At 62.8% G+C, this 12324-nt stretch carries 12 protein-coding genes and 1 tRNA gene; 8 read left to right on the top strand and 5 right to left on the bottom strand.

Annotation, left to right across the window (positions count from 1 at the left end; genetic code table 11):
• Positions 1-31: 31 nt before the first annotated feature.
• From murI to hemA, 5 genes are read right to left on the bottom strand one after another with little or no spacing between them, the layout of a single operon-like run.
• Complete coding sequence (murI, locus tag BLS27_RS13605; protein WP_090345213.1) at positions 32-829, bottom strand: glutamate racemase; 798 nt, start codon at positions 827-829, stop codon at positions 32-34.
• Positions 822-1577: a molybdopterin-synthase adenylyltransferase MoeB gene (locus BLS27_RS13600; RefSeq protein ID WP_043215329.1), complete on the bottom strand. Its 756-nt coding sequence runs from the start codon at positions 1575-1577 to the stop codon at positions 822-824. The genes murI and BLS27_RS13600 overlap by 8 nt, the downstream gene beginning before the upstream one ends.
• Positions 1571-2401: a peptide chain release factor N(5)-glutamine methyltransferase gene (gene prmC, locus BLS27_RS13595; RefSeq protein ID WP_043215330.1), complete on the bottom strand. Its 831-nt coding sequence runs from the start codon at positions 2399-2401 to the stop codon at positions 1571-1573. The genes BLS27_RS13600 and prmC overlap by 7 nt, the downstream gene beginning before the upstream one ends.
• Positions 2402-3484, bottom strand: coding sequence for a peptide chain release factor 1 (prfA, locus tag BLS27_RS13590; RefSeq protein WP_090345211.1), 1083 nt, complete (start codon positions 3482-3484; stop codon positions 2402-2404). It abuts the gene before it with no gap.
• Complete coding sequence (gene hemA, locus BLS27_RS13585) at positions 3481-4758, bottom strand: glutamyl-tRNA reductase (protein ID WP_043215333.1); 1278 nt, start codon at positions 4756-4758, stop codon at positions 3481-3483. Before hemA ends, prfA begins: the two co-directional genes overlap by 4 nt.
• A 679-nt stretch (positions 4759-5437) precedes the next feature.
• Here hemA and BLS27_RS13580 point away from each other — a divergent pair.
• From BLS27_RS13580 to ychF, 8 genes are all read left to right on the top strand, one after another.
• Positions 5438-7165 carry a tetratricopeptide repeat protein gene (locus BLS27_RS13580; RefSeq protein WP_090345209.1) on the top strand — a complete coding sequence of 576 codons (1728 nt, stop codon included), beginning with the start codon at positions 5438-5440 and terminating at the stop codon, positions 7163-7165.
• A 3-nt stretch (positions 7166-7168) separates the two neighbouring features.
• On the top strand, positions 7169-7786 hold the full coding sequence (gene lolB / locus BLS27_RS13575) for a lipoprotein insertase outer membrane protein LolB (protein ID WP_043214919.1): 618 nt from the start codon (positions 7169-7171) through the stop codon (positions 7784-7786).
• 3 nt (positions 7787-7789) lie between these two features.
• Positions 7790-8635 (top strand): 4-(cytidine 5'-diphospho)-2-C-methyl-D-erythritol kinase, encoded by an 846-nt coding sequence (gene ispE, locus BLS27_RS13570; RefSeq protein ID WP_043214917.1) that lies wholly within the window; start codon positions 7790-7792, stop codon positions 8633-8635.
• A 34-nt stretch (positions 8636-8669) separates the two neighbouring features.
• Positions 8670-8744, top strand: a tRNA-Gln gene (locus BLS27_RS13565).
• A 47-nt stretch (positions 8745-8791) separates the two neighbouring features.
• Positions 8792-9733: a ribose-phosphate pyrophosphokinase gene (locus BLS27_RS13560; RefSeq protein WP_043214915.1), complete on the top strand. Its 942-nt coding sequence runs from the start codon at positions 8792-8794 to the stop codon at positions 9731-9733.
• Positions 9734-9853: 120 nt separating this feature from the next.
• Positions 9854-10450 carry a 50S ribosomal protein L25/general stress protein Ctc gene (locus BLS27_RS13555; RefSeq protein ID WP_043214913.1) on the top strand — a complete coding sequence of 199 codons (597 nt, stop codon included), beginning with the start codon at positions 9854-9856 and terminating at the stop codon, positions 10448-10450.
• 79 nt (positions 10451-10529) lie between these two features.
• A complete protein-coding gene (gene pth, locus BLS27_RS13550) occupies positions 10530-11114 on the top strand; it encodes an aminoacyl-tRNA hydrolase (RefSeq protein WP_043214910.1) in 585 nt (194 codons plus the stop codon).
• Positions 11115-11136: 22 nt separating this feature from the next.
• Positions 11137-12237 carry a redox-regulated ATPase YchF gene (gene ychF, locus BLS27_RS13545; protein WP_043214908.1) on the top strand — a complete coding sequence of 367 codons (1101 nt, stop codon included), beginning with the start codon at positions 11137-11139 and terminating at the stop codon, positions 12235-12237.
• The last annotated feature ends 87 nt before the right edge of the window (positions 12238-12324 follow it).

Below are 12324 nucleotides of genomic sequence, written 5' to 3'. Positions count from 1 at the left end.
TGCAGCCGCACCCTTGGGCAGCACACTTCGGTTACAGCGGAAAAGGCAGAACCTGATCGGCACGCCCCCAGAGCAGCGGCAGCACGTCGTTCAGCGACTGTGGTTCGGCGCTGGTCCAGAACGCGGTGTCACGCGCTGGCCCCTCGGCCAGCAGGTCCCGCGCCGCCAGCAAGCGCTGCAGTTGCCGCGCCACAGCGGCACCGGTATCGATGATGGCCACATCCGCCGGCACCATGCTGGCCAACAGCGGACGCAGGAAGGGGTAGTGGGTGCAGCCAAGGATGAGCGTGTCGCAACCTGCGTCCAGCAAAGGCCGCACATAGCCGTGCAACAACTGGCGCAGCTGTGGACTGTCGAGATCCCCCGCCTCGATGCGCTCCACCAGGCCAGGACACGGCTGGGTGATGACCTGGACATCGTTGGCGAAACGATCGAGCAAGGCAGCGAACTTGGCGCTCTGCAAAGTGCCGGTGGTGGCCAGCACCCCGACCACGCCAGAGCGCGTCGCTGCAGCGGCCGGCTTGACCGCAGGCTCCATGCCCACCAGAGGCCAATTCGGGTACAGCTCGCGCAGGTCGGCCACTGCCGCCACGGTCGCAGTGTTGCAGGCCAGGACCATCGCCTTGGCACCTTGCGCGTGGAAGAACCCGGCAATGTGGCGCAAGCGCTGGCGGATATAGTCCGGTGACTTTTCGCCGTACGGCACATGGCCGCTGTCGGCGACATACAGGAGCGATTCGTTGGGCAACAGGCGCTGGATCTCGGCGAGCACCGACAGACCGCCGACCCCAGAATCCATCACGCCGACCGGCGCCGCACGCTCAGCCATGCCGGCTGCCACAGACAGCACACGCCGGATCGCGCTTTACCCGCAGCTCGCGCATGCGTGTGCCCAACGCATCGATCAACAGCAAGCGCCCCACCAGAGGATCGCCGAAGCCGGCCAGCAGTTTCATCGCCTCGAGTGCTTGCAGGCTGCCCACCAAGCCCACCAACGGACCGAGCACACCCGCCTCGCTGCACGTCAGCTCAGCCTCGCTGCCATGGCCATAAAGGCAGTGGTAGCAGGGGCTGTAGTCACGACGGGGGTCGAACACCGACAGCTGCCCTTCCAGGCGGATCGCCGCACCACTGACCAGCGGCTTGCCTGCTGCGACACAGGCGGCGTTGACCGCTTCGCGGGTGGAGAAGTTGTCCGAGCAGTCCAGCACCACGTCGACCGCGCCGACGGCCGCGGCAAGGGAGTCTTCGTCCAGCGCCTCGCGGTGCGCAACCAGCTTGACCTCGGGGTTGATCGCCTCAAGACGCTTGCACGCCGAGTCGACCTTGCTCATGCCCACGCTGTCGCTGTCATGGATGACCTGGCGTTGCAGGTTGGTCAGGTCGACGGTGTCGAAGTCGGCCAAGTGCAGCTCGCCGACACCGGCCGCGGCCAGGTACAGAGCAACCGGCGACCCTAGCCCCCCAAGCCCGACGACCAACGCCTTGCTGCGCTTGAGCCGCAACTGACCGTCGATATCCACCTGGGCCAGCAGGATCTGCCGGCTGTAGCGCAACAGTTCCTGATCACTCAGCATGGCAGTCGTCCCATGGAAATGCGTTCGTGACCGGCCAGGTCCAGGCGGCTGGCCACGTCGATAAAGCCGTGGCGGGTGAGCAGCTCACGCACGGCCGAGGCCTGGTCGTAACCGTGTTCGAGCAGCAGCCAGCCACCGGCCGATAGGTGATCCGGCGCCTGGGCGATGATCACTCGCAGGTCATCCAGGCCATCCTGCCCCGCCACCAGGGCACTGCTGGGCTCGAAGCGCACATCGCCTGCGACCAGATGCGGGTCGTCGGCAGCGATGTAGGGAGGGTTGCTCAGGATCAGGTCGAAGCGCTCGCCAGCCACGGCGTCATACCAGTGGCTCAGGCGTACCTGGGCATTGGCCAGGCCAAGGCGATCGCGGTTGCGCTCGGCCAGGGCCACGGCTTCGGGCACGCGGTCCAGTGCGGTTACCTGCCAGGCCGGGCATTCGCTGGCCAGGGCCAGGGCAATGGCGCCGGTGCCAGTGCCCAGGTCAAGCACCCGCGCAGGTCGCATGGGCAGCAGTTCCAACGCCGCTTCTACCAGCAGCTCGGTTTCCGGACGTGGGATCAGGGTGTGCGGCGCGACTTCAAGATCGAGCTTCCAAAAACCCTGCTGGCCCAGGATGTAGGCCACCGGCTCACCGGCTCGGCGACGCGCCAGGTAGCCGGCGAACGTCTCGGCGGCCTCGCTGCTGACGATTCGCTCTGGCCAGGTGTGCAGATAACTGCGCGACTTACCCAGGGCTGCGGCGAGCAATAGCTCGACGTCCAGGCGCTCGGTCGGGGAATCCGGCAACTGCGCGTCGCGCAGCAGGCTGGCGATGATGGTCATTCAATCCCCCAGGGCGGCCAACTGATCGGCCTGGTATTCAGCGAGCAGGGGTTCGATGACCGCATCGACGCCCCCGGCCAGAATTTCATCCAGGGAGTACAGGGTCAGGTTGATGCGATGATCGGTCACCCGGCCCTGTGGATAATTGTAGGTGCGGATACGCTCGGAGCGATCGCCCGAGCCCACCAGCAGCTTGCGCTCGGTGGCAATGGCGTTTTGCGCGGCGCTGGTCTGCATGTCATTGAGCTTGGCCGACAGCCAGGACATGGCCCGGGCACGGTTCTTGTGCTGCGACCGCTCCTCCTGGCATTCGACCACGATGCCGGTAGGCAGGTGGGTGATGCGAATCGCCGAGTCGGTCTTGTTGACGTGCTGACCACCGGCGCCCGAGGCGCGGTAGGTATCGATACGAAGGTCGGCCGGGTTGATCTCGATGGCGACCTGTTCATCCGGCTCCGGCAAGACCGCCACGGTGCAGGCGGAGGTGTGGATACGCCCTTGCGATTCGGTCTCCGGCACTCGTTGCACGCGATGTGCGCCAGATTCGAATTTGAGCTTGCCGTAGACACTGTCGCCTTCGACCCGGGCGATGATCTCCTTGTAGCCGCCGTGCTCGCCTTCGTTCTCGGAGAGAATCTCCAGACGCCAGCCACGCTTTTCGGCGTAACGCGAATACATGCGGAACAAGTCGCCCGAGAAGATCGCGGCCTCGTCGCCACCGGTACCGGCGCGGATCTCGAGGAACACGTTGCGCCCGTCGTTGGGGTCCTTGGGCAGCAACATGCGCTGCAACCGGGCCTCCAGGCCGACCAGTTGCTCCTTGGCCTCACGCACTTCCTCGACAGCCATTTCGCGCAAGTCCGGGTCGCTGTCCTTGAGCAGCGCCTGAGCGCCGGCCAGATCGTCCTGGACCTTTCGCCACTCTTTATAGGCGTCGATGACCGGCTCGACTTCGGCGTATTCACGCGAATAAGCGCGGAAACGGGTCTGGTCGGAAATGACCTCGGCATCGCCCAACAGAGCGGTGAGTTCTTCGAAGCGGTCCTGGAGCGTGTCCAGTTTATTGAGCAGCGACGCTTTCATTGCGGGGTTTTGTCCGTCGAGCCCTCGTTGAGGGCAAAGAGTTCCTGGGCCATGGCCAGCGCATCGAGGCGGCCTTCGGCGGAGAGCTTTTTCAATTGCACGCTGGGCGCATGCAGCAATTTGTTGGTCAGCCCCCGGGCCAGCTGGGCCAGTACCTCTTCGGGATTGCCGCCATTGGCCAGCAGGCGCTGGGCCTTTTGCAGTTCTTCGTCGCGCAGGCGCTCGCTTTGCTGGCGATAGGCCTTGAGCACATCCACCGCGGCCAGCTCGCGCAGGCGCGCCATGAAATCCTCGGCACCGACCGATACCAGCTCCTCGGCAGCCTGGGCCGCGCCTTGGCGGCTCTTGAGGTTTTCCGCGACGACGTCATGCAGGTCATCGACCGTATATAGGTAGACGTCATCGAGCTCGCCAACCTGCGGTTCGATGTCCCTTGGCACGGCGATATCGACCATGAAGATGGGCTTGTGCCGACGCTGCTTCAAGGCGCTTTCCACCGCGCCCTTGCCGAGGATCGGCAACTGGCTGGCGGTGGAACTGATGACGATGTCGCTGTTGGCCAGCTCCTGAGGGATGTCCGAAAGCAGCACCGCATGGGCACCGAACTGTTCGGCCAGGATGCTGGCGCGCTCCAGGGTACGGTTGGCCACGACGATACGCCGTACACCCTGCTCATGGAGGTGGCGGGCGACCAGGGTGATGGTCTCGCCAGCGCCGATCAGCAGCGCCTGGCTGCGACCCAGGTCGCTGAAGATCTGCTTGGCCAGGCTGACGGCGGCGAAGGCTACGGAAACCGGGTTCTCGCCGATGGCGGTGTCGGTGCGCACCTGCTTGGCAGCACTGAACGTGGCCTGGAACAGGCGCCCGAGCAGCGGGCCGATGGTCCCGGCCTCGCGGGCCACGGCGTAGGCCGACTTCATCTGGCCGAGAATCTGTGGCTCGCCCAGCACCAGCGAATCCAGGCCCGAGGCCACACGCATCATGTGCCTGACCGCATCATGCTCTTCGTGGATATAGGCGCTGGCACGCAGCTCTTCGAGGTTGAGCTGATGATACTCGGCCAGCCACTGCAGCACGGCGTCGGCGGCCAGGTGGTCCTGTTCGATATAGAGTTCACTGCGGTTGCAAGTCGACAGGATCGCCGCCTCACGGCTGGCGGTCAGTCGGCAAAGCTGCTGCAGGGCATCGACCAGCTGCTCTGGCGTAAACGCCACGCGCTCGCGTACGTCTACCGAGGCAGTCTTATGGTTGATACCAAGTGCAAGAAAGGCCATGCGAGGTCGCTGGTTGTGACGAGAAGCCGATAATTGTCCTACTTCGCAGGTTTCAGAACAACCACCGTTCGCTATTGTCGCGATACCCGAGGGCTATCGACGGTGGCGGGCCGTTGCGCCGGCCAGACGCTACGAGCACATACAGTGACTGACAGCCCTCGCTCTCACCCTATCGGCTTTGGCTTTTTGGTGCACGATGGCTCAAACACCGCCGGTGGGCATTTACAGCGTGGGAATATCCGTTCCCTGCGCCGGCGCAGACTCACCTTTCGCCCTTACGGCGACCTCCTTTTTGTCTTGGCAAAAAGGAGGCAAAAACCGCTTGCTCCTGCATCCGGCCCCTACGCTCCGGCGCCTTCCGGGGCTTCGCGGCCTCCGACTTGCTTCGCAAGTCTCCATCTCGCAACTTCGGCTGATGCCGAAGGGCGCTGCGCGCCTGCCGCTACAGGCACCTGCACTCGGCCTCCTGAAGTCGCGATTGGCGGCGCCTGAACTAATTTGTGCAATTAAAAGCAAAAGCGGGATTGGGATTTTGGTCCGGTGATTTCGAAAGTCCAGAACAACCCGCTAATAGAATGGTCCGAACAATCCGAAACCTCGCAACCTCGACCTTCGCAGGTGGGTTTGCCATCGCGCTTGTGTCATCATGCTCCGACCGCCGGTATCCAAAGCCTTCTTTATGAACAAGTCCTACGCATTGTTGCTTGCTCTCGCCCTGCTCCAGGGCTGCCAAAGCCTGGCCCCGCAGAAGAACGAGGCCGCGTCGCCCGTTGCCGCGGCAGGCAAAAGCGCACCGGAAAAGCCTGTGGTGTACGGCTCGTTCAAAGAGGAAACGCTCTACAGCCTGCTGGTAGCGGAACTGGCCGGGCAACGTAACCGCTTTGACATTGCCCTGGCCAACTATGTCGACCAGGCTGAGAAGACCCAGGACCCAGCCGTCTCCGAACGCGCCTACCGCATCGCCGAATACCTCGGTGCCGACGAGCCCGCGCTGGACACCGCGATGATCTGGGCACGCAACGATGCGCAGAACCTCGACGCTCAACGGGCCGCGGCCATTCAACTGGCCCGCGCCGGACGCTACGACGAATCCATGGCCTACATGGAAAAGGTCCTCCAGGGCCAGGGCGACACCCACTTCGACTTCCTCGCGCTGTCCGCAGCCGAAACCGACCAGAACACCCGCGACGGCTTGTTGCAAAGCTTCGACCGCCTGTTGGTCAAGTATCCGGACAACGGCCAGTTGGTGTTTGGCAAAGCACTGTTGCTGAACCAGGATGGCAAGACCGAGCAAGCCCTCGAACTACTCGAATCGCACCCGCCGCAAAACGGCGAAGTCGCCCCGGTGTTGCTGCGCGCCCGTCTGCTGCAGACCCTGGACCGTGGTTCGGAGGCTTTGCCACTGCTGCGCGGGGCTATTCGCGACAATCCCGACGACAAGCGCCTGCGCCTGACCTACGCCCGCACTCTGGTCGAGCAGGACCGCATGGCAGATGCCAAGGCCGAATTCGAGAGCCTGCTTCAGCAGTACCCCGAAGATGACGAGCTGCGCTATTCGCTCGCTCTGGTCTGCCTGGAAACCAAGAACTGGGACGAGGCCGAGGGGTATCTGCAGGAGCTGGTGGAGCGCGACAGCAATGTCGACGCCGCACACCTGAACCTGGGCCGCCTGCACGAAGAGCGCGGCGATCCCGAGGCCGCCCTGCGTGAATACGCCCTGGTAGGCCCTGGCCCCGATTACCTGCCGGCGCAATTGCGCCAGGCCGACATCCTCATCGCTAACGGCCGCTCCAGCGAGGCGTCGCGCCTGCTCGGCGAAGCCCGAGAGGCCCAGCCGGACTACGCCATCCAGCTGTACCTGATCGAGGCGGAAAGCTACGGCAACAACGCCAAGGAAGCCCAGGCTGAACAAGTCCTGGCCCAGGCGATCAAGCGCTACCCGGATGACCTCAACCTGCTTTATACCCGCGCCATGCTGGCGGAGAAGCGCGATGACCTGGGGCAAATGGAAAAAGACCTGCGCGCCATCATCCAGCGCGAACCGGAAAACGCCATGGCCCTGAACGCGCTCGGCTACACCCTTGCCGACCGCACCACGCGCTACGCCGAAGCCAAGGCGCTGATCGAAAAAGCCCACCAGCTCACCCCGGACGACCCCGCTGTGCTCGACAGCCTGGGCTGGGTCAACTACCGCATGGGCAACCTCGACGAAGCTGAACGCCTGCTGCGCCAGGCCCTGGCGCGCTTCCCCGACCACGAAGTAGCAGCCCACCTGGGTGAAGTGCTCTGGGCCAACGGCAAACGCCGCGAAGCCCGCCAGGTCTGGGCCAAGGCCTTCGAGGGCCAACCCGACAGCCAAATCCTGCGCAAGACTCTCCTGCGCCTGACCGGATCAGAGACCCTGTAAACCATGTTCCTGCGTCATTGCATCACCTTTACCCTGATCGCCCTGCTGGCCGGCTGCGCCGGATTCGGTAGCCGTGAATCCCTGCAAGGCCACGGCGATCCACAGTTGTGGCGCGCCCATAAAGAGCAACTGAGCAACCTCGACGGCTGGCAGATCAACGGCAAGGTCGGCATTCGCGCCCCCCGTGATTCGGGCAGTGGTACCTTGTTCTGGCTGCAACGCCAGGACTACTACGACATCCGCCTGGCCGGCCCCCTGGGTCGCGGGGCGGCACGCCTGACCGGACGCCCCGGCGGCGTGGTCCTGGAGGTGGCCAACCAGGGCCGCTACGAAGCCCCAAGCCCCGAGGCACTGCTCGAAGAACAGCTGGGCTGGCAACTGCCGGTCTCGCATTTGGTCTGGTGGGTCCGTGGCCTGCCTGCCCCCGACAGCAAGAGCCAACTGACCCTGGATGGCGACAGCCGCCTGGCCAGCCTGACCCAGGACGGCTGGCAGGTGCAGTACCTGAGCTACACCCAACAGAACGGCTACTGGCTACCTGAACGCCTGAAGCTGCACGGCCAGGACCTGGACGTCACCCTGGTGGTCAAGGACTGGCAGCCACGTCAGCTGGGGCATTGATCGATGGCCACGCTCACCCTTCCCGCCCCGGCCAAGCTCAACCTGTGGCTGCATATCATCGGTCGCCGCCCAGACGGTTACCACGAGCTGGAAACCGTGTTCCAGTTTCTCGACCATGCCGATCAGCTGCACTACAGCCTGCGTGACGATGGCCAGATCCACTTGCGCACCGAAATCGCCGGCGTGCCCCACGACAGCAATCTGATCGTGAAAGCTGCACGCCAGCTGCAACAACAATCAGGCTGCGCGCTCGGCGTCGACATCTGGCTGGACAAGATCCTGCCCATGGGCGGCGGCATCGGTGGCGGCAGCTCCAACGCCGCGACCACGCTGCTGGCCCTCAATCATCTGTGGCAACTGGGCTGGGACGAAGACCGCCTGGCCGGCCTGGGCCTGGGGCTTGGCGCCGATGTACCGGTGTTCGTCCGCGGCCACGCCGCCTTCGCCCAAGGTGTGGGTGAGCAACTGACCCCGGTGGACCCCGAAGAGCCCTGGTACGTCGTACTGGTGCCGCAAGTGTCTGTCAGCACAGCGGAAATTTTTTCGCATCCAGAGTTGACACGTGATTCCCTCCCCCTTAAGATGCGCCCCGTTCCCGAGGGAAACAGTCGAAATGACTGCCAACCGGTGGTAGAGCAAGGTTATCCAGAAGTTCGCAATGCGTTGAATCTGCTGGGTAAATACACTGAAGCTCGTCTAACCGGCACTGGAAGTTGTGTGTTTGGGGCCTTCCCAAGCAAAGCCGAAGCTGATAAAGTTCTGGCCCTTCTTTCAGAGACCCAAACAGGGTTTGTGGCAAAGGGAAGCAACATTTCGATGTTGCATCGCAAGCTGCAGAGCCTGCTCTAGAAGTCGAGTATTCGGTACTCGCAGCAACAGATACAGGGGCGTCGCCAAGCGGTAAGGCAGCAGGTTTTGATCCTGCCATGCGTTGGTTCGAATCCAGCCGCCCCTGCCATTTTCCTTATACTCATCCAGGTTACCCTCAGCCTTCAGGTACTGCGCGTGTCCAAGATGATGGTCTTCACGGGGAATGCCAACCCCGATCTGGCTCGGCGTGTCGTACGTCAGCTGCATATTCCACTGGGTGATGTTTCTGTCGGTAAATTCTCCGACGGCGAAATCAGTGCTGAGATCAATGAAAATGTTCGTGGTAAGGACGTTTTCATCATTCAGCCAACCTGTGCCCCTACCAACGACAATCTGATGGAACTGGTAGTGATGGCCGACGCCTTCCGCCGCTCCTCAGCGTCACGAATCACTGCCGTGATTCCTTACTTCGGATACGCCCGCCAGGACCGCCGTCCGCGTTCGGCACGTGTAGCCATCAGCGCCAAAGTCGTCGCTGACATGCTCACTGTCGTGGGTATCGACCGTGTACTCACTGTCGACCTGCACGCTGACCAGATCCAGGGCTTCTTCGATATTCCCGTCGACAACATCTACGGCTCGCCCGTACTGGTCGACGACATCGAAGACCAGCGTTTCGAGAACCTGATGATCGTCTCCCCGGACATCGGTGGTGTCGTGCGCGCACGTGCCGTCGCCAAGTCCCTGGGTGTCGACCTGGGTATCATCGACAAGCGCCGTGAAAAGGCCAATCACTCCGAAGTGATGCACATCATCGGCGACGTCGAAGGACGCACCTGCATCCTGGTAGACGACATGGTCGATACCGCCGGTACCCTGTGCAACGCGGCCAAGGCCCTGAAAGACCACGGCGCGGCCAAGGTCTACGCCTACTGCACGCACCCGGTACTGTCGGGCCGTGCGATCGAGAACATCGAGAAGTCGGTGCTGGACGAGCTGGTGGTGACCAACACCATCCCGCTGTCCGCCGCTGCTCAAGCCTGTGACCGTATCCGCCAGCTGGATATCGCACCGGTTGTCGCTGAAGCGGTTCGCCGCATCAGCAACGAAGAATCGATCAGCGCGATGTTCCGCTAAGCGGAACGCTCGCTGACGAAAAGCGCCCCGCCCCGGCATCTTGTCGGGGCGGGGCTTTTTTGCCAATCCCGATGGCGCTGGTCGCAAACGCCATACGGGAGGCTATTTTGGAGATACAAAATGACCGATTTCATCCTGAACGCCCAAGCGCGTACTGACCTGGGGAAAGGTGCGAGCCGCCGCCTGCGTCATTCCGCCAACATCCCAGCCGTTGTCTACGGTGGTGGCAAAGAAGCCCAATCCCTGACCATCCTGGCCAAGGAAATCACCAAGCTGTTCGATAACGAAGCTGCCTTCAGCCACGTTCTGGAACTGAACGTCGACGGCACCAAGCAGAACGTCGTCGTCAAGGCCCTGCAGCGTCACCCAGCCAAAGGCTTCATCATGCACGCCGACTTCGTTCGCGTCGTTGCTGGCCAGAAGCTGACCGCCAAGGTACCGGTTCACTTCATCAACGAAGAAGCCCCGGTCAAGAAAGGCGGCGAGATCTCCCACGTAGAAGCCGAGATCGAAGTTTCCTGCGAAGCCAAAGACCTGCCTGAGTTCATCGAAGTCGACCTGGCCAAGGCTGAAATCGGCACCATCATCCACCTGTCGGACCTGAAAGCTCCGAAAGGCGTAGAGTTCGTCGCTCTGGCCCACGGTGATGACAAAGCTGTTGCCAACGTCCACGCCCCGCGCGTAGCCGCTGACGCTGCTGAAGGCGCTGCCGAGTAATCCACTCGCACGCCGGCGTTGATCGGGTTACAGTGCCGCGCGCACCGTAACCCACCAACTCCAAGGAAGAGCCCCTGACGTGACCGCCATCCAGTTGATCGTCGGCCTGGGTAACCCCGGCCCCGAATACGAACAGACCCGGCATAACGCAGGGGCTCTTTTCGTTGAACGCCTCGCCAGCGCCCAGCGTGTATCGCTGACCGCTGACCGCAAGTATTTCGGCCTGACGGCTAAGTTCAGCCATCAGGGCCAAGACGTTCGTCTGCTCATTCCCACCACCTACATGAACCGCAGCGGCCAGTCCGTCGCGGCACTGGCCAATTTCTTCCGGATTCCACCGGCGGCCATCCTGGTGGCGCATGACGAACTCGACCTGCCCCCGGGCGTCGCCAAGCTCAAGAAAGGCGGCGGCCATGGTGGGCACAACGGCCTGCGCGACATCATCGCGCAGCTCGGCAACCAGAACGACTTCCATCGCCTGCGGCTCGGCATCGGCCACCCAGGTGACGCCAAACTGGTCTCCAACTTCGTCCTGGGCCGCGCACCGCGCGCCGAGCAGGAGAAGCTCGACGCCAGCATCGATTTTGCCCTCGGCGTGATGCCGGACGTGCTCGCAGGCGATTTCGCCAAGGCGATGCGCGAACTGCACAGCCAGAAGGCCTGATTTCCTAGAGAGGGGAATTCCCATGGGTTTCAATTGCGGCATCGTCGGCCTGCCCAACGTCGGCAAGTCCACCCTGTTCAACGCCCTGACCAAGTCCGGTATCGCGGCGGAGAACTTCCCCTTCTGCACCATCGAGCCGAACAGCGGCATCGTGCCGATGCCCGATGCACGCCTCGACGCCCTGGCCGAGATCGTCAAGCCTGAGCGTGTGATTCCGACCACCATGGAATTCGTCGACATCGCAGGTCTCGTCGCCGGTGCCTCGAAGGGCGAAGGCCTGGGCAACAAGTTCCTCGCCAACATCCGCGAGACCGACGCCATCGCCCATGTGGTGCGCTGCTTCGAAGACGAGAACGTGATCCACGTCTCCAACAGCGTCGACCCCAAGCGTGACATCGAGATCATCGACCTGGAACTGATCTTCGCCGACCTGGACAGCTGCGAGAAGCAACTGCAGAAGGTCGCGCGCAACGCCAAGGGCGGTGACAAGGAAGCCCTGGCCCAGAAAGCCCTGCTGGAAAAGCTCATTGCCCACTTCACCGATGGCAAGCCTGCGCGCAGCCTGATGAAGAACATGAGCGTCGAGGAGAAGGCCGTGATCCGCGGCTTCCACCTGCTGACCAGCAAGCCGGTGATGTACATCGCCAACGTGGCCGAGGACGGCTTCGAGAACAACCCGCACCTGGACGTGGTCAAGGCCATCGCCGAGGAAGAAGGCGCGGTCGTGGTGCCAGTGTGCAACAAGATCGAAGCGGAGATCGCCGAGCTGGAAGAAGGCGAGGAGAAGGACATGTTCCTCGAGGCCCTGGGCCTGGAAGAGCCTGGCCTGAACCGCGTGATCCGCGCCGGCTACGCCCTGCTCAATCTGCAGACCTACTTCACCGCGGGTGTGAAAGAAGTCCGCGCCTGGACCGTGCGTGTCGGTGCCACCGCGCCGCAAGCCGCCGCCGTGATCCACACCGACTTCGAGAAAGGCTTCATCCGCGCCGAAGTCGTGGCCTATGACGACTTCATCCAGTACAAGGGTGAAGGCGGCGCCAAGGAAGCCGGTAAATGGCGTCTGGAAGGCAAGGACTACATCGTCAAGGACGGTGACGTGATGCACTTCCGCTTCAACGTCTAATCGGGAGTCGAGATCGCACGAGCTCCTGATGGACATCAAAACCCCTTGAATACAGCCGATTCAAGGGGTTTTTTATTGCCCACGAGT

The sequence above is a fragment of the Pseudomonas guariconensis genome (assembly GCF_900102675.1).
GTDB lineage: Bacteria > Pseudomonadota > Gammaproteobacteria > Pseudomonadales > Pseudomonadaceae > Aquipseudomonas > Aquipseudomonas guariconensis.
Note: the sequence above shows the minus strand (reverse complement) of the source record. Positions and strands in the feature narration are given on the sequence as shown.